This window comes from Curvibacter sp. GW821-FHT09D12 (assembly GCF_059416245.1).
Genome location: NZ_JBWKOU010000038.1, coordinates 17,006 through 34,949, shown reverse-complemented (window position 1 = coordinate 34,949; position 17,944 = coordinate 17,006). Strand labels below are relative to the sequence as shown.

14 protein-coding genes are annotated in these 17,944 nt (G+C 64.8%); 12 read left to right on the top strand and 2 right to left on the bottom strand.

All coding sequences use genetic code 11. The features are described from left to right. Nucleotides 1-132 precede the first annotated feature (132 nt). The 3 genes from AC07PT_RS29330 to AC07PT_RS29320 are packed head-to-tail and all read left to right on the top strand — an operon-like array spanning nt 133 to nt 5,326. Nucleotides 133-612, top strand: coding sequence for a GNAT family N-acetyltransferase (locus tag AC07PT_RS29330; RefSeq protein ID WP_494659032.1), 480 nt, complete (start codon nt 133-135; stop codon nt 610-612). Nucleotides 613-668: 56 nt separating this feature from the next. Beyond that, nucleotides 669-1,310: a GNAT family N-acetyltransferase gene (locus AC07PT_RS29325; protein ID WP_494659031.1), complete on the top strand. Its 642-nt coding sequence runs from the start codon at nt 669-671 to the stop codon at nt 1,308-1,310. Then, on the top strand, nt 1,220-5,326 hold the full coding sequence (locus tag AC07PT_RS29320) for a PAS domain S-box protein (protein ID WP_494659030.1): 4,107 nt from the start codon (nt 1,220-1,222) through the stop codon (nt 5,324-5,326). Before AC07PT_RS29325 ends, AC07PT_RS29320 begins: the two co-directional genes overlap by 91 nt. Nucleotides 5,327-5,452: 126 nt before the next feature. Here the strand turns inward: AC07PT_RS29320 and AC07PT_RS29315 are convergent, their stop codons facing one another. Further along, nucleotides 5,453-6,112: a LuxR C-terminal-related transcriptional regulator gene (locus tag AC07PT_RS29315; RefSeq protein ID WP_494659029.1), complete on the bottom strand. Its 660-nt coding sequence runs from the start codon at nt 6,110-6,112 to the stop codon at nt 5,453-5,455. A 19-nt stretch (nt 6,113-6,131) separates the two neighbouring features. On the opposite strand from AC07PT_RS29315, the gene AC07PT_RS29310 reads away from it, so the two are divergent. From AC07PT_RS29310 to AC07PT_RS29280, 7 genes are all read left to right on the top strand, one after another. Further along, a complete protein-coding gene (locus tag AC07PT_RS29310) occupies nt 6,132-8,015 on the top strand; it encodes a sensor histidine kinase (RefSeq protein ID WP_494659028.1) in 1,884 nt (627 codons plus the stop codon). Between the two features lie 112 nt (nt 8,016-8,127). Next, the gene (locus AC07PT_RS29305; RefSeq protein WP_494659027.1) at nt 8,128-9,291 is read left to right on the top strand and encodes a hypothetical protein; all 1,164 of its coding nucleotides are present in this window, start codon (nt 8,128-8,130) and stop codon (nt 9,289-9,291) included. A 14-nt stretch (nt 9,292-9,305) separates the two neighbouring features. Next, on the top strand, nt 9,306-11,840 hold the full coding sequence (locus tag AC07PT_RS29300; RefSeq protein WP_494659026.1) for an RND transporter family protein: 2,535 nt from the start codon (nt 9,306-9,308) through the stop codon (nt 11,838-11,840). Further along, the gene (locus tag AC07PT_RS29295) at nt 11,837-12,652 is read left to right on the top strand and encodes an outer membrane lipoprotein-sorting protein (protein WP_494659025.1); all 816 of its coding nucleotides are present in this window, start codon (nt 11,837-11,839) and stop codon (nt 12,650-12,652) included. Before AC07PT_RS29300 ends, AC07PT_RS29295 begins: the two co-directional genes overlap by 4 nt. Before the next feature lies 1 nt (nt 12,653). Continuing rightward, the gene (locus AC07PT_RS29290) at nt 12,654-13,865 is read left to right on the top strand and encodes a hypothetical protein (protein ID WP_494659024.1); all 1,212 of its coding nucleotides are present in this window, start codon (nt 12,654-12,656) and stop codon (nt 13,863-13,865) included. Nucleotides 13,866-14,005: 140 nt separating this feature from the next. Beyond that, a complete protein-coding gene (locus tag AC07PT_RS29285) occupies nt 14,006-14,644 on the top strand; it encodes a pyridoxamine 5'-phosphate oxidase family protein (RefSeq protein ID WP_494659023.1) in 639 nt (212 codons plus the stop codon). Nucleotides 14,645-14,729: 85 nt separating this feature from the next. Continuing rightward, entirely contained in the window at nt 14,730-15,071 is a 342-nt protein-coding gene (locus AC07PT_RS29280; RefSeq protein WP_494659022.1) for a hypothetical protein, read from the top strand. Between the two features lie 19 nt (nt 15,072-15,090). Here the strand turns inward: AC07PT_RS29280 and AC07PT_RS29275 are convergent, their stop codons facing one another. After that, the gene (locus AC07PT_RS29275; protein ID WP_494659021.1) at nt 15,091-15,993 is read right to left on the bottom strand and encodes a LysR family transcriptional regulator; all 903 of its coding nucleotides are present in this window, start codon (nt 15,991-15,993) and stop codon (nt 15,091-15,093) included. Between the two features lie 139 nt (nt 15,994-16,132). Between AC07PT_RS29275 and AC07PT_RS29270 the strand changes: the two genes are divergently transcribed. Further along, a complete protein-coding gene (locus tag AC07PT_RS29270) occupies nt 16,133-16,681 on the top strand; it encodes a carboxymuconolactone decarboxylase family protein (RefSeq protein WP_492345932.1) in 549 nt (182 codons plus the stop codon). A 191-nt stretch (nt 16,682-16,872) separates the two neighbouring features. Next, nucleotides 16,873-17,742, top strand: coding sequence for an HD-GYP domain-containing protein (locus tag AC07PT_RS29265; RefSeq protein ID WP_494659020.1), 870 nt, complete (start codon nt 16,873-16,875; stop codon nt 17,740-17,742). Nucleotides 17,743-17,944: the final 202 nt, after the last annotated feature.

Sequence of the window (17,944 nt, the reverse complement as noted above, 5' to 3'; positions counted from 1 at the left end):
GCTTGCCCGGGAAGCAGTAAGCCTGGGTGCATCACGGCTGATTCAGGCCGGTCAAGATGGGATGACCAGCCGCTTACCAGAGAGCAGCAGCAGGCGCAGAAATCGGGCCTGCAGGCCTGTATTGGAATACCGATGGAGACGATTCGAAATTTCAGGCCCGGCGATGAAGCCGAGCTGTTCCAGGTCTTTTTCAGCGCCGTGCATGGCCTGGCATGCCGAGACTACACACCCGCGCAAACCCAGGCTTGGGCCCCGGCCGACATGGATCAGGACCTGTGGGCCCAGCGCATGCAAACCCTCAAGCCCTTTGTAGCCGAGCGGGGCGGTGAGATCGTGGGCTATGCCGACCTGCAGGCGCAGGGGCACGTCGACCACTTCTATGTATCTGGCCAACACCCACGCCAAGGCATTGGCACGCGCTTGATGCTGCACATCCTGGCCCAGGCCGACTCAAGGGGCCTGGCCGAACTGACGGCCGAAGTGAGCGTGACGGCCGAGCCGTTTTTTGCATTGCATGGCTTTCAGGTGCTGGAGCGCCGATGGCCTGTGCGCAGGGGCGTGGTGCTGGCGAACGCATTGATGCGCCGGTGCCATCACGTGTCATGCACTTGAAATGGCCTCTGTCGCCTGATGCCAGAAATTGTCGGTAATTCTGGACGAAAACTGGGATGCAGTTTCAACGAATGAACGCGGGCTTCTTCACACAGCGAAGGGCTCAGCACATCGAAATCAGACGCCTGATACCGCTGAATTGCAGGGCGTGCAAACCGTATGGGGTGGTTGAGAATGTGGTGACCCATGCTGATCATCGAAATCAAGGTCACGGCAAGGCGATTCTCCAGCATGCGCTGGCGCAGGCTTGGTCTGCTGGCTGTTACAAGGTCATGCTGATGACGCTCCGAAAGGACGAGGCCACGCTGGGTTTCTACGAGTCATCGGGCATTGATCGTCACAAAAACAAGCCTTCATCGCCAAACCAAAGACCTGGTGGTGCGGAAAATGGGGGCGGCATGAAGACGAGAATGCGGGCTTGTGGAAGCTTGAGTGGTGCCATTCATTCAACCCCGTGCATTCAGCTTGAAGATGTTCGACCTGCACTGGGTTTTCGGCCAAGCCTTTCGCGGCCGATCCGAGTTGAATCAGTGCATGGGGCCGGCCTCTGGGATACAGTCAAAGGCGTTGCATGCTCCCATGTACCGCCAACCTCAGGACTTTCGGTATGCGCGCTGCCTTCAATCCGCTGTCGGTCGGTCAAGAAAAGGTGTTTCGGCGCACCTTGCTGGCGCTGGTCGCATTGGTCAACGCGTTAGCCATCCTGTTCAATGCCTACACGCTGTCTGAGCAGCGTGATCTCTACCATCAGCGGGCTGAGATGCAGGGGCGCAACCTGGCCCGTGCGCTGGACGAGAACCTGGCCGTCAGCATGGGCAAGGTCGAGATTACGCTGGCAGCGGTGGTGGACCGACTCGAAGAGGAGGCCGTGCTGCACAGGCCATGGGACGTGGCAGGCTTGAACGCTTTTCTGGAGCGTCAGGAGGGCCGCCTGGTTCCCGGAGCGCGAATCCGGGTATCCGACGCGCACGGCCAGTTGGTGTTGGGCCAAGGGGTGATCGCGGGTCAGGCTTCCTGGGCTGAGCGTGGCTTCTTTTCCGTCCTGAGGGACAAGCCCGATGCCGCAACCTTGATCAGCGACCCTGTGCTGGGGCAGATCGCCAAAGTGCCCGTCATTCCCGTTTCCCGTCGCTATCGCGATGCGGGGGGCGCCTTTGCGGGGGTGGTTTCGATGGCGCTCCCGGTGTCATACCTGCATGAGCAATTGGCCAGACTCGAGTATGGCGCTCATGGCAACGTCATCTTGCGAGATGCCGACCTCAAGCTGATCACCCGCCATCCTGCGCTCCAACAGCCCGAAGGGCAGTTGGGTGCCCCGATATACAACAAGACGCTGATCGCCGGCATCGCCGCTGGCCAGGGCAGCTTTTCGTACCACACTCAGGCGACGCCCGATGGTTACCCGCGCCTGATCACCTACCAGCGCCTGAAGTCGATGCCCTTCCACCTGATTGTCGGCTTGGCGCACGCTGATTATCTGCAGCCCTGGCAAAGCCGGGTGCAGCAGACCGTGATCGGGAACGGGGTGTTCCTGGTCACCACGCTGGTGATGAGCTGGGTGCTGTTGAAAATGCTGGCGGGTTTGCGTCGCGAAGGCAACCACGCGCTGGCCCTGCTCAAGAACGCGAGCGATGGGGTTCATATCCTGGACCGCGATGGCACCCTGATCGAGGTCAGTGATGCCTTCTGTGCGCTGTTGGGCTACACCCGACAGGACCTGCTGGGCATGGGGCTCGACCAATGGGAGGCCGGGACCGGGCAGGGCCCCATCCGCCGTGCGGTGCAGGCGGCGCTGGCCACAGGCCAGCCAGACCAGTTTGAAGCTCGATACCGGCGCAAGGATGGCAGCGAGTTCAGCGCTGAAGTCAGCATCAAACCCATGGTGTCCGACGGGACGGATCTGTTGTACATGGCCTGCCGTGACATCAGCGAGCGCCAAGCAGCCCAGGCCCGCTTGCGTACCAGTGAGGCCTCTCTGCGGGCGGCCAGCCATTTGGCCAAACTGGGCCACTGGCGCTGGGATCTGGTGAACGACCGCTATGAATGGTCGGCCGATGTGTATCGGTTCTATGGCCTGCAGCCCGGGGGAGCACCGATCTCGTTTCCGGACATCCAGGGCCTCTTTGCCGCAGACGACTGGGAGCCCCTGGCCAGGTCCATCGAAGCCTGTCGCCGTGATGGATTGGCCTTTGCCTGCGATGCCCGCATCCACAACGACAGTGGCAGTCCGTTGTGGGTGACGGTGAGAGGTGAGGCCGACGTGGACGGCCAAGGCCGCATCGTGGCCTTGCGCGGCACCGTGCAAGACATCACCGACCATGTTCGACTGCAAAATGAGTTGCGTGAGTCAGGCGCTCAGTTCAAGGGCGTGATTGATGCCGCGCCCATTCCCATGGCCTTGATTGATGCCCAGCATCAGATCACCTACCTGAACCAGTCGTTTGTTCAGACCTTTGGTTACGACTGTGCAGACATCCCCACGGTCCAGCACTGGCTGGAGAACGCCTTTCCTGACCCCGAGTACCGCCGCCGGGTGCAGGCGCGTTGGCAAGCGCACCTGGCGGCTTCGCAGGCCGGAGCCGGCCGGTTTGAGCCCATTGAAGCGGAAGTCCACACCCGAATGGGCGAGACGATGACCGTCCTGCTGGCGGGCTCACCCCTGCCCTCCAGCACTTCGGCGCTGTTCCTGGAGACCTTCGTCGATATCACCGCGATCAAGAAGTCAGAGCTTGCTTTGCAGCATTTTGGCCAGATCGTCCAGTCCTCCGACGATGCCATCATCAGCAAGACTCTGAAGGGGCAGGTCACGAGTTGGAACCCCGGGGCCGAGGCCATTTTTGGTTACAGCGCGGCCGAGATGATTGGCCAATCGCTTTTGCGGATCTTTCCGCCCGACCGGGTCGACGAAGAGCGCGACATCCTGGAGCGGCTGGCCATGGACCACTCGTTCAATCACCATGAAACGGTGCGGCTGCATCAGAACGGCGCGCTGATTGATGTTTCGGTCACCATTTCACCGATTCATGACAGCGAAGGTCGGGTGATCGGTATCTCCAAGATCGCCCGAGACATCACGCAACGCAAACGCATCGAGGCGGCACTGGAGCGTGAGCGGGCCATGTACCGCACCTTGATCGACACCCTGCCCGACATGATTTGGCTGAAGGACGCCGCGGGCGTCTACCTGCGTTGCAACCGCCGTTTCGAGGCTTTTTTCGGCGCCAGCGAAGAAGCCATTCTCGGCAAGACCGACTTCGATTTCGTGCCCGCCGAGTTGGCCAATTTCTTCCGTGCCAACGACAAGAACGCGATGGAGAGGAACAGCGCCTCGGTCAATGAAGAAGAGGTCACGTTTGCCTCGGATGGCCATCGTGAATTGTTGGAAACCACCAAGGTGCCCATGCGCGATGTCGGGGGGCAATTGATCGGTGTGTTGGGCATCGGGCACGACATCACCGCGCGGCGCCATGTTGAGAACGAACTGGAGCAGCATCGCGGCCATCTGCAAAAGCTTGTCGATCAACAGACTGCCGATCTGATGCTGGCCAAAGAGGCCGCCGAAACGGCCAATGTGGCCAAGAGTGCCTTCCTGGCCAACATGAGCCATGAGATCCGCACCCCGATGAATGCCATTTGCGGCATGGTCTATTTGCTGCGCCGAACGGGCGTGAGCGCCGAGCAGGACGCCAAACTGGCGGTCATTGACGCCTCCGGCAAACACCTGCTGGAAGTCATCAACGATGTGCTGGACCTGTCCAAGATCGAGGCGGGCAAGCTCACCCTGGAGGATGGCGCTGTCCATGTGCAGAGCCTGCTTGGCAATGTGGCCTCGATGCTGGGTGAGAAGGCCAAGGAAAAGGGGCTGGACCTGCGCATCGACAATACCTGGCTGTCGCAGAGGCTGCGTGGTGACGCCACCCGCTTGCAGCAGGCCTTGCTCAACTACGCGTCGAATGCCATCAAATTCACCGAGCGCGGCCGGGTGACGTTTCGCGCCCGGTCAGTGCATGAGGATGCGGCTACCGTTCTTCTGCGCTTTGAGGTCGAGGACTCGGGCATTGGCATCACGCCCGAGGTCACGCCCAAGTTGTTCGGCGCCTTTGAGCAGGCCGACAGCTCGATGTCCCGCAAGTATGGCGGCACAGGCCTGGGTCTGGCCATCACCAAGAAGATCGCTGAATTGATGGGAGGCTCGGCAGGCGTCAGCAGTGTGCCGGGGCAGGGCAGCACCTTCTGGTTCACGGCACGTTTGCGCAAGGACGAGCAGGCGGTGTACCAGGCGCATGCGCGGCCTAGCGGCGAGGTCGAGACACTGCTGAAGAATGAGCACGCGCACAAGAGCGTCCTGCTGGTGGAGGACGAACCCATCAACCGCGATATTGCGGACATGCTGCTCAGTGACGTGGGCCTGCGGGCTGATCAGGCCGAAAACGGTGAGATCGCCGTGCGAATGGCCCAGGCCAAGGCCTATGACCTGATTTTGATGGACATGCAGATGCCCGTTCTGGACGGTCTGCAGGCCACCCGCCAGATCAGGCAGCTTCCTGGCTACCAGCACACGCCCATCGTGGCCATGACCGCCAATGCCTTCGCAGAGGACAAGGCCCGCTGCCTGGACGCTGGCATGAGCGACTTCATTGCCAAGCCCGTGGATCCCCCACTGCTCTACGAAACCCTGTTGGCCTGGCTTTCAGCGCAGTTCCCTTCTGGCTGAGCCGGCTGCGGGGAGGGGGCGCTGGCGGTGCAGTTGGGAGAAGTGGGTGAAGTGCGTGGGGTGGGAGGAGATCAGGCCTGATCATGGATGAGATCCCTTGGACATCGTCCAGGCCCGCACCCCAGCTCACGCACCGCTGCCAGCCAGTGGTGCCGGCTGAGCTTGCAATTCAAACAGCTGCATCTCATGCACTTTCCGAATCAGCTGCGCGGCGCTGCTGACGCCCATTTTTCGCATCAGGTTCTCTCGATGTTTGTCCACCGTCTTGGGCGAGAGTGACAGCAGATCGGCGATTGCCGCGTTGGACAAGCCGTCGTAAACCAGTTTCAGGATCTGCATTTCGCGCCGGGTCAGGTCGACGTCATGCTGCCCGATCAAGGCCTTGACCTCGGGCGGCAACACCTGTCGGCCGGCCAGAACTTCGGCCAGGCAGTGCTGCAGGGTCCGGGCGTCCAGTTCTTTGAGCAGCACGGCATCGGCGCCCAGATCCACCAGTTGCCGCAGCACCCAGGGGCTGGCGGCGCCCGTCAGCATCACGAGGCGCATGGCAGGATGGCGCTGGCGCAAGTACATGGCCAGCGCGGTGGTGTCGCCGCCGGGCATGTGGTAATCCAACAGCAAAAGATCAGGCTGATGTTGCTGTACCAGCGCCTTGAGCTCGGTCAGCGTGCCCGTCTCCGCGACAATGCGCACGCCGGGCATGGTGCCCAGCAACAATTTCAAACCCTCGCGGAACAAGGTGTGGTCATCGGCGAGCAGGAGTGTCTTGGGAACGGTTGCAGACATGGCACGACGTTGGATTCAAATGACTTGGCTCGCCTTGAGCGCGGCGCTGATCTTGGGGTGGGCCGGATTCTACAAGTCGGCCACCGGGGCCCAGGTCGCCCCCTCGGGGCTGATCAGCCCCGCGCAGACGGCATGCCGCCCAGCCATCGGCGCGCAGGTGCTGATGCTGACCGGCTGCCTGCAGGACTTGCCCACCACAGACGGCCTGCGCCACGAGCGGGTGTGGCTGTACAACGATCAGAGCCAGCCGCAAAGCGCGGTGCTGCATCTGGGGGTGCCGGATGTGTTGGCCTTGCGGGTCACGCAGCGCGATGCCGCCACCCAGCAAACCTTGGTGAACCAGGGCCCGGCGGCGGGGTTTGCCGACCGCCCGTTGCTGCAGCCCCAATGGCAGCTGCCGCTGACGCTGGCGCCCGGGCACCAGGTCATCGAACTGGATTACAGGCTGCACGTCAACGGACGCCTGCAGCTGCAGCTGATGGACCCGGCCACAGCCCAGCGCCAGAACACCCTGGAGCACCTGCTGCACGGCATGGTGCTGGGCATCATGCTGACCCTGCTCGCCGTGGTGTTTGTCTACCGCTTTGTGGGTGGGCCGCGGGCCTATCTGGCCTACGCCGCACTGGTGTTCAGCGAGATGTGCCTGGTCTCGCAAACCAGCGGCTATGGTTTTGCCTACCTGTGGCCAGAATCGCCCCGCTGGAACAATGCGGCGCCCTCGTTGTTCGCGCTGTTCTGCCTGGCCAGCCATGCTTTGTTTGCCATGCACTTTCTGAGGGTGCGCGAACGCTACCCCCGCCTGTACATCGTGCATCTGGGCGGGCTGATCCTGATGGCCTGCACACTGCCCTGGATCAACCGCCCTCAGATCGAACCCATGCTGATGGCCTGGGCCAGCGCCTATGGGGTGCTGGCCTTGATCACTGCGACCCTGGCATTGCGCGACCGCCTGCCTGGGGCGCGCCTGTACCTGCTCGGGTCGGCCTGCCTGGTCCTGTTTGGTTTTGCGCTGTTTCTCATGGGCATCCTGGGCCTCAACCCCTTGCCCGGCGTGAACTTTTTCCACTACCCCAAGTTGGGGCTGCTGCTGGAATGCACGTTCTTTTCGGTCGCCCTGGTCAACCAGGTGCGGCTGGCCCAACGGCACCAGGCCGAAGCCCGGGTGCGTCGCATGGCCGAGGCCGATGAACTGCTGCATGCCGAGACTGAGCGCCGCACCGCTCTGCAGCACGCCCAGCGCCAGGGCCTGCAACTGGCCAGTGCCAGCCACGATATTTCACAGCCCCTGGGGGCTTTGCGCCTGGCCATCGGCGCCCTGCAAAACCAAGGCCAGGCCGAAGGCATTGCACAGCACCTGCATCGCAGCCTGGACTATGCCGAGTCACTGCTGCGCGGCATCATCGAGGAAACCCGTGACGGCCTGCCCGAACCGCCTGAGCGCATCGAACTGGGCACCCTGCTGGCCGAGCTGGTGCGCGACCACCGCGATCAGGCCCGGGCGCGCGATCTGCAGCTGAGCTATGTCGACAATCGCGTCGACATCGATGCGGCACGCACGGTGCTGCGCCGCATTCTCGGCAATCTGATCAGCAACGCCTTGCGTTACACGCCGCCCAAGGGGCGCGTGCTGCTGGGGGTGCGACGCCGGCAGGGGGGCATCGAGATCCAGGTCCTCGACACGGGGCCGGGCCTGCTGCCCGCCGATATCCAGGGGCTGCAGGCGCCGTTTCGTCAGGGCCACCATGCGGCCCCCGAAGGCCATGGCCTAGGGTTGTTCATCGTGCGATCGCTGTGTGAGCGAAGCGGCTATGTGCTGCGGGTCCGCTCCCGCCTCAGGCAGGGCAGCTGTTTTGGCATCCTGGTGCCCGACGCACCCGTGCGCCCGCTGCCCGGGCCGCGCTGAAAACTACGGTCAGTACCGTATGGGAAGGCCCTCGGGCCTTTTCTAGCATGGACGCCATGGGTCAGCCGACACATTCCCAACGGGAATCGACGGGCCCGGAGGAACCCCGCCCATGCTCAGCACACTCTGGCGCGCAGCGCTTGCCGCCGCAGACCACCGCAAGGCCATGCGCCTGTTGACCGACCGCCCCGGCCTCGATGTGGCCTTCATCACCAACATCCGCGACGAAGCCGAGCGACGGCGCTTTTTTCCGGCCGGCTCGCCGGCGCACCGCCATGCCAGCGGGCCCCGCATCTACCTGGGGGATGTGGCGGGTCAGGTGCGGGGAATCCCGTTCACCGCGGCGCAGATGGTCGACCGCGAGGATCGCAAACGCGCCAAGAAGGTCTTCATCGATGCCGTGGCCTGGTCGCAAGACCAGGGCGCCCGGGTGGTGCTGCTGGCCGCCTCGACCAAGCGCCTGTTCGGTCGCGACGGTGCCGAGCTGCGCGAGCGCTTTCCGGACCTGCTTTTCACCATCGGCGACAACGGCACGGCCCACCTGCTTTGCCACGACGTGGCCCGCACGATTCGCCGGGCGGGTCTGCTGCGGCCCCGCATTCTGGTGATCGGGGCTTATGGCATCCTGGGTTCGGCGGTCTCGCGCGAGCTGCAGCGCCAACGCCACGATGTGGTGGGCTATGGGGTCAACGCCGGCCTTTTGTCCCGGTTCTGGGCCGAGACGGGTATCCAGGTGACCAGTGACCTTGAGCATGCCGGCCATTTCGATGTGGTGGTGGCCTGCACCCACAGCGAAGAATCGAAGCTGGACCCCGCCGCCGTCGATCACCTGCGCCGGCCCCACCGGCGTCTGCTGGTGGTGGATGTGGCCGAACCGGCCAACCTGGACGCGGAAACACTGGCCCGTTGTGCAGGCAAGGTGGTGCGCCAGGATGCCGGCAATGGCCACTCGCCCCACCTGAAATACGTGCTGGGCCCACTCAGCTGGAACAAGCTTCACCTGTCGCAAGGCACGGTCTTTGGCTGCTTCGCCGAGGCCATGTCCTTGTTCCACGCGGTGTACCGGGAGCACAACCCCAGCGCGCTCACCCGTGACTGGTTCGAGGTCACAGACGGCAACATGGCCCTGGTGCGCGAGGCCTTCCAGTCCCTGGATCTGGGTCTGCCAGCGCCTCATTGCTTCGGTCGCCTGGTGACCGACTTCGGGCTGGAGCAGATGCCCGCAGGCGGCGCGTGCATGAGCGCCGCGGGCCTGGGTGCGGCATCTTCCACCTGAATCCGGCGCCGATCATGAACCTGATGCTCAACCCGACAAGAGCGCGGTGGCTGGTTGCGTTTGCGCTGCTGATCACCCTGGCAGGGGCCTGGCTCAACCTGCATGTGCAAAGCGCTGGCATTGTTCAGGACGCGCTGCTGGATGGCGACAACCGCTACGAGCGCTGGCAGCGCGAGGCGGCCGCCCACCCCGACCTCACGCAGGGCGACACGCTGTCCTTTGTCCTGGATTTTCCGCAGGGCATCGGCGCTGAGGGTCTGGGCCAGATCATCCGCATGAGCCAGGAGCTTCGCGCGCAGTTTCCTGAGGGGGTGGTCTGGAGCCTGGCCAGCAACAGCGCCGACTACCGGGTCGATGCGCAGCAGGGCAGGGCCACCCTGGAGAGTCGCCCCCACCTGTCCCAGGCTCTGCTGGACCCCCATGGCCATGTTGCGGCCGATTTCGACCTGGCCGCCTGGAAGCAGCAGGTGCAGCAGGACCGCTCGGTGTATCCGGTGCTGATCGGCCCTGGCTTTGATCACGCCCAGATCGTGGTCTTTTTGCCGCCCGACTACAGCGAGCAAGGCATTCTTGAGCGCTGCGCGCGCTACCTGGAGCAGCGCGACACCCCCACCTGGCAGTGGATGCTGTTCAAAGGGGACATCCGGCCAGCCCCCGCCTATGCCAACGTCAGCCTGGGCGGGTGGGCCGTGGCCCGGGGCCTGATGCATTACGCGCTGATCTCGGATGTGCTGTTCTACTCGACCCTGGGCCTGCTCATTGCAACCCTGGCGGCGGTGTTCTCGCTCGGGTCGTGGCGCCAGGCCTTGCAGGTCAGCGCCTTGATCCTCATGTCCTTCGTGCTGGTGCGCGCCGCCATCCCGGTGATGGACTGGCTGGGGCTTCGCTTTCAGGGCCTGCCGGTGTATGAGCGGGTGTATTTTCTGTTGGTGTTGTCAGCCTTGATCGTGTCGGGCATCTCTTTCAATGTGCGCGCCTTCGAGGCCTACAACGACGCCTGGCGCGAGCACCCGGCCACCCCGCCGGCCGAGCGGTGGCGCCAGGTGGGCGCAGGCTTGCGCGGCAAGTTCAATGTGGTGGCCCTGATCGCCTTCCTGAACTTTGCCACGCTGCCCCAGATTGGCATTCGCGGCATCATGGAGGTGGGCGTGCTGTCTGCCCTGGGCATTGCCTTGCAGCGCCTGCTGGCAGGCCAGGTGTTGCCGGCCTTGCATCTGTGCGTGGGTGGGCTGCCCGACGAGCTGGGACCACATCGGTCTGGTCGGCTGAGCCGCCTGCATGCGCGATACCTGCAGGTGATCGATGGGCCGCCCCGGGCCGCCTGGCGCTTGATCGCCGCCCTGCGACCACAGCAGAGTCTGTTGGCCTCGCTGGTCCTGACCGGGCTGGCCCTGGGCGGCGCACTGGGCATCGTGTTGCACGATGTCGGGCACCCCGCCAACGCCTGGGTCAAGGTGCAGGAACGGCCGATCGACTACCTGCCCCACACCATTGTCGACCGTGCGCGTGCCATGCTCAACCGGCCTGGTGGCGCGGGCTTCGCGCGCCTGTCCTACCTGGTGCTGCCGCGCCACGTCCAGGCCGGGCAGGCCGCCATCGAAGACCCTGCCTTTCTGGCCCAGGCCTTTGAATTTCAGAAGCGGGTGGCGGCCCTGCCGGGGGCGATGCCGGTGCGCTCGGTGCTCGACAAGCTGGGCCAGCTGGCCGAGCGCAGCCCCGACGTGCACGCGGCCTTGCCACACGACCGGGCCCAGGCCCATGAGCTGCTGCAGATGATCCGCTGGGATCTGGATGACGACAAGCTGGCCGGCTACTTCTGGTCGGACCAGGGCCTGGTGCTGTATGCCGCCCACGCGGCAGACAACTCGCGCGATTTGCGTGATTTCGCCGATGCGACGATGGCGCTGGCCGAACACGATTTTCCGGGCCTGCAGGTGCTGCCCTTTGGCCGCTTGCACACCTACCATCAGACCGACCAGTACATCAGCCAGGGCAAGCCTCTGAACGTCCTGACGTCGTTCCCGCTGGTGCTGGGCGTGTGCCTGATCTGGCTGGGTTGGCGGCAGGTCGCCCAGCGCAAAAGCCGCGCGGTGGGCGCCCGGACGCTGGCCCCGTTGCGCAGCGCCCTGGCCATCAGCCTGCCCTTCGTGTTTGCCTATTCGCTGGTGGTGATGATGATGGCGCTTTGCCAGATCCCCTTGGACCAGGCCACCGCGTGTGCCACGGCGCTGGGCATCAATGCCGCCATCGACTTTGACATCTATGTGGTGGATGACTTTGCCAGCCGGCTGGGCCAGGGTGATTCGCCGGATGCGGCCCTGCATTACGCCTTGCATGACCGCGGGCGGGTCACGCTGATCGATGCCCAACTCAACGCGGTGTGTTTCAGCTTTTTGCTGTGCTCGCCCTTCCTGCCCATCCAGCGACTGGGCCTGATGATGATGGTGCTTCTGTTGGCCTGCGCCTTTGGTGCGCTGTTTCTCATGACCGGTGTGCTGCGCAGTTGCGTGGAGGCAGACACCACCCTGGCCCCGGAGGCCCTGACATGATGCACAACCCAGCACCGCGCTGCATCGGGCGGCGGGCTCTCAGCCTTTTTTGCCTCGCCGGGCTGGCCTGCGGAGCCTGGAGCGCCTGGGGGGCGCCCCCCGATCCCGCGCAGTTGATCGCCCGCAGCTGGAGCCTGTACCGCAGCGGTGTCCAGACCGAGCTGGAGCAGATCCGGGTGCGTGTGGAGCGGCCCCAGCGCCAGCCTGAACTGAAATCCCTGGTCCGGTGGACCCGGTTCTCCAGCGAGGGCGACAAGGTTCGGGTGCAATTCACTGAACCTGCGCTGGACAAAGGCCTGGGCCTGTTGGTGGTCAGGCAGGCCCAGGCCGCCGGCAACGGCACCCAGATGTGGCTGCGCATGCCCAGCTGGACCCAGGCCCGGCGCCTGAGTGGTGATCGCGAGAGCCGCTACTTTGGCGGTACCGACCTCACGTTCGAGGACAACCGCCAGTTGCTGGGTGAGGCGGTGGCCGATTTTGACTACCAGTTGCTGGCCGCCGACCCTACCGGCTGGCGCATCGAAGCGCGTCCCAAGCCGGGCGTGCTCAGCGCGTACGGCAAACGGATCATTCAGCTGACGCCCGCTTTGGCGGTGGAACGCATCGACTACCACGACACCCAGGGCCGGCTCTTGAAGGTGCAGCGCCACCCGCAGCTGCAACTGGAGGGATCGGGCCGCTGGCGCCCCTTGCAGGTGGTGATCGACAACCTGCAGGAGGACCGCCGCACGGTGATCGAGGTCACCCAGCGTCAATTTGACCCCGGTACCATCGCCAACCGCTTCAACCCAGACGACCTGGGCAACGACTGACATGAACCTCAGCAAGCAAGCGGTCTGGTGGCTGGCCCTGGGGGTCTGGGCCGGCGCATCAGGTGCTGCGGCTGTCGCCGACCCAGGCCCGTGGCAAAGGTCGAGCGATGCCCGCAGTGAAACCCGGCTCGGTCTGGCCTGGCAGGGCCATGAAAGCGATGAAGCCGAGACACGCTGGCAACAGCACCTGAACTGGAAGCAGGCCGACGAGCAGCAATGGCACCTGGAGCTGGAGGGCCTGTGGCGTGCCCGGGGTGTGCAGGAGGCTCGCCTGGGGCAGGCCTTTTACCGGCATCGACAGGGGCACTGGCAATGGACCTTGGGCCGACAGGTCCACGACTGGGGCGTCACCGACACGGTTTCGCCCAGCGACCTGCTGAACCCCCGCGACTGGCGTGACCCGACCCGCTCGCGCAAGATCGCGCTGCCCTCGTTGAGCCTGCGCCACGCCCAGGCTGGCCATCAGCTGGAGCTGGTCCTCACCCCCGGGGCCACGGCCTCGCGCCTGCCCGACGGCGTCTGGGCGCCCGCGTTGCCCGTGGGCATCAGCCTGTTGCCGGTGCAACACCCAGCGCAACAGGCCCAGCTCGGTTTGCGCTGGACCGGCCAGGCGCTGGGTGGCGACACCAGCCTGGTTCTTTACCACGGCCACAGCCATGCGCCCACCGCGGTCTGGGCGCAGACCGACGCTGGTCTGCCCGCCTTGCAGCCGCTGCAAGATCGGCTCAATGCCGTGGCGCTGGGGCATGTCCGTGAGTTGGGGTCACAGTCTCTGCTGCGTTTGGAGTGGGGGCTGCACCAGGCCCGGCGCAGCGACAGCTTCAGTCAATGGGTGGCGGGCATTGAACAGACGCTGAATGGCCCGGGCGATGAGGACTGGCACCTGGTTCTGCAGTGGCAGGGCGAATACGCCGTGCGCCGCTCCCCCGAGATCCCCGAAGGGTGGTGGGACTTCAGGCGGCTGTTCAACCACCAGATGCTGGCCCGTGCGCAGCAACAGACCGATGACCCCGAGGCCTGGCGCCTGAGCCTGGAAGGCAGCTGGAAGCCGGGCGAGCGCCAGCGCTTCATCCGGCTGGAGGCGCAGCGGCGCCTCAACAACCAGCTGGAACTGACCTTGGGGGCTGTGGCCATTGCTGGGCAGCCGGACACCTTCTGGGGCCAGTACCGGCGCCTCAGCCGCTGGACCGCCAGCCTGTTGTGGCGGCTGTAGGCCGGACCCCGGATGCCGTCATTCCGCTCGGCGGAACACTGCATTCGGGCCGGTAGGCGTTCTGTTTTTGGCGGGGCCCGACGATAGTTGCATCGCCTGTTGCACCCCTTGCGACGGCGTCAACCCTGAGGGACCGAACCATGAGCCGCGCCTACTCTGATCTCGCCTTCACGCCTGCGGTGCGTGCCATGCAGACCCGCATGGGCAGCCGATCGGCTTACGCCCAACTGGACCGCACTGACGACAGGCGCGACGTGCTGACCGAGCTGGAGGCTGACTTCATCCGTGAGCGTGACGGCTTCTACCAGGCCACCGTCAGCGAAACCGGCTGGCCCTACGTGCAGTTCAGAGGGGGCCCGGCAGGCTTTCTCAAGGTGCTGGATGCCAAGACCCTGGCCTATGGCGACTTTCGCGGCAATCGGCAGTACATCAGCGTGGGCAATCTGGGCGGCAACGAGCGCGTCTCGCTGATGCTGATGGACTACGCGAGCCGGCAGCGCCTGAAGATCCTTGGCCGCGTGCGCTTGCTGAGTGAGGCCGAAGCCCCCGCAGTACTGGCGCAGCTCAGTCTGCCGTCTTACCGAGCCCAGGTCGAACGGGCAGTCGTCATCGCTGTCGAGGCCTTCGACTGGAACTGCCCGCAGCACATCACGCCGCGCTTCACTGAGGCCGAGGTCGAGCAGGCCGTGCAGCCCTTGCGCACCGAACTCGAACAACTGCGAGGCGAAGTGGCCCGCCTTCGGGCCGGCTTGCAGGTCGCTCCGTCGCTCCAGACCTGAGCCGTCGCGCCTTTGTTACCTCAGTCCCGGTGCGAGGCCACCGGGGCTGGCCTGCCCATCCCGCCTCAACCCAAGGAGTTCTCTCATGCACATCAAGCAAATGCTCAGCAAGGCCCGTTCTGACGCCGCCATCACCCCGGTCGAAGCGCGCGACGCGATGCTCGGTTGTTTTGTCACCATCCATGGCGAGACACTCAAGCGCGGCGCGGCCTTGCTGGGCAGGCCTCTCAGCGATGACCAAGCCGAGCACCATGCCACCGTCATCATGAAAGGCTTGCTCGGGCCCCAATGGGATCGCCCTAGCAAGACCGCGCTGGCCGATGCGCGCATGCGCATGGACCAGAAGATGAACTTCTCGCAGGCACCCCAAGATCTGCAAGACCTTCACGAGCAGGTCTGCAACCTGATCGTCAGCAAGACGGCCTGAGAGCCCTGCCGCCATCGCTTCAGGCGAGGGCGCCCAGGCGCTCGCGCAGCCTCTCCAGCGCCAGGTCGAGGAAGGCCCGTGCCTTGAGTGAGGCATGGCGGCCCTCCCGGTGCACCAGGTGCACCGGAAGCGGCGCCAATTCAAATGGCTCCAGCACCCGCCGCAGTTGCCCCTTGCGTACCAACTCGTCAACCTGGTAGGACATCAATCGGGTCAAGCCAAACCCGCCCATGGTGGCTGCAACGGCCGCATCGTTGGTGGTGGTCAGCAGGCGTGGCGTGACCTTGACTGCGCTGATCCCGTCAGCCACCTTGAAGCGCCACTCGGGTGCCGGCGTGACCGCGTTTGCCGAAATCAGCGTGTGGCCAAGCAGGTCTTCGGGCCGCTGCGGCTCACCATGCTCTGCCAGGTAGCTGGGGGCGCCACAGATCACGCGGCGCACGCTGCCCACCCGAACCGCCTGCAGCGAGGAATCCGGCAGTTCGCCAATGCGCACGGCCACATCCACGCCTTCGTCCGTCAGGTTCACCACCCGGTCCAGAAACCAGCACGAGGCCGTGACCTCGGGGTAGCGCTGTAAAAACTCAGTCACCACGGGCGTCACATGCAGCGCGCCAAACAACATGGGCGCAGTGACCGTCAGGCGCCCCCGGGGCGCCCCATGCAGGCCGCTGACCGACTCGTCGGCCTCGGCCAGTTCCGCCAGGATGCGCCTGCAGTCCTCCACATAACGTGCGCCCGCCTCGGTCACCCGCACAACCCGCGTCGTGCGCGTCAGCAGCCGGGCCCCCAAGTGGGTTTCCAGCTCGCCGATGGCCCGGGTCACGGCTGGAGGGGAAATGCCCAGCTTGCGGGCAGCCCCGGCAAAGCCACCCACATCAACCACCGCCACAAAGACATTGATGAGATGCAGTCGATCCAATTGTTCCTCCAGTCGTAATGGTGAATTGGATATTGAGGTGATTCTAATCATTGGCCGATTCAACGACAGTTCATCCATTCGCTGAATACGCAGCGGATGCGAAACCTGAAACCCCTTTGATCCACTTTGGAGATTGAACATGTCCCGACTCAGCATCCCTACCGTTGACCAATCCCTCGCCGCCAGCAAGCCTCTGCTGGCCGCCGTCGAAAAGCAACTGGGTGTGGTGCCCAACCTGATGAAACTGGTGGGCCACAGCCCTGCCGCGCTGGAGGGCTATCTGGCGCTCAATGGTGCCCTGAACAAGGGCCATTTGAGCCATCCGCTGCGCGAGCGCATTGCCTTGGCCATCGCCGAGTTCAATGGCTGCGACTACTGCCTGTCGGTGCACAGCTACCTGAGCACGAACGTCGCCAAGCTCAGTGCCGGCGAAATCGACGCGGCCCGCGATGGCCGCTCTGAGGATGCGCGCGCCGCCGCCGCGTTGCATTTTGCCCGCCGGGTGGCCGAAACGCGGGGCCAGGTGTCTGACGCTGACCTGGCCACGCTGCGTGCCGCCGGCTTCGACGAAGCCGCTGTGCTGGAGATCGTCTTGAACGTCGCGCTCAACGTGTTGACCAACTACGTCAACAACGTGGCGCAGACCGACATTGACTTTCCGCGGGTCAGCGCCCGGCAGGCGGCCTGAGCGGCTGGCTCACACGCTGGCACCTTGCACCCCGCCATCGCGACCCGAAGCACCTTCTTGGCGCCGGGCGCCCCGCGACCGGGCGGCACGACATCCCCAGCGCTGAAGACCCGTGCAGCGGGGAAGGGGACGGCCCATGGCTTTGGCTCGCGCCATGGCGCCCCCGCAGACGAGACATGAGAAATTCCGAAATGCAAGCACTGAATCATGAAGCAGGGACACTGCGCCAGGCTTTGCTGGCCAGCCTCCTGGTCTCTGCCTGGATGGTCGAGGCGCGTGACCCTTATACCGGTGGTCACCTCTGGCGGGTGGCTCGCATGGCCCATGCACTGGCGCTGGCGTCGGGCAGCACGCCGCGTGAGGCCAGTCGCGTCGCCGTGGCCGGGTTTTTGCACGACCTGGGCAAAGTGGGCATTCCAGATGCCATCCTGCGCAAGCCGGGCCGACTCAGCGATGAAGAGTTCGCCACGATCAAGACGCACCCCAGGGTCGGGGCTCGCATGTTGGCTGGCCATCCCCTGGCGGCGCTGGTCATCGAGGTGATTCACCATCACCACGAAATGCCCAACGGCCGGGGCTACCCCATGGGGCTGGTCGATACGGAGATCCCGCACGACGCCCGCCTGGTGGGGATCTGCGATGCCTTCGATGCCATGACCAGCACTCGGCCCTACCGCACTGGCATGTCCATCGCCAAAGCCCTGGACATCATCGAATCCGAGCTCGGCCAGCAGTTTGATCTGGCGCTGGGCAGAACGTTCGTGCAGATGGGCCGTCGCGGCGCTTTCGACGCCATCGTGGGCCACAGCGACGAGGCCATGCCGTTGCAGCACTGTCCGGTCTGTGGGCCCACCCTTGTCCGCACACGCAGTGCGCGCGCGGGCGACCACTTGGGTTGTCCGGCCTGCACGGCGCGCTTTGCCTGGGCCGACACGGCACACGGGCTCCGGGCCGTACCGACCGGCGAGCCTGCGACGGCGGCCGAACTGGAGCCTGGGCTGGACCGGGTCCAGATCGAGGCTCTGGTGCTTGATTGGGGCGACGCGTTGACGGGGCTTTGAAGGCCTGCCTTGCCAGGGCACGGCCTCTTGGCCGCACCGCAGCCAGTACCGGCAGTGCCGCAGGGCATCCGCTCGGGTCTGGGTCTTTGAAATGGGCCGGATTGGCGGGGCGCGATCACCTGGGCTGAGTTTGGATGGCTTTTGAGCCCCTTCATCGACGTCGCGCCGGCATTGCAGTCCCCAAGGCCCAGGCGCCACTGTC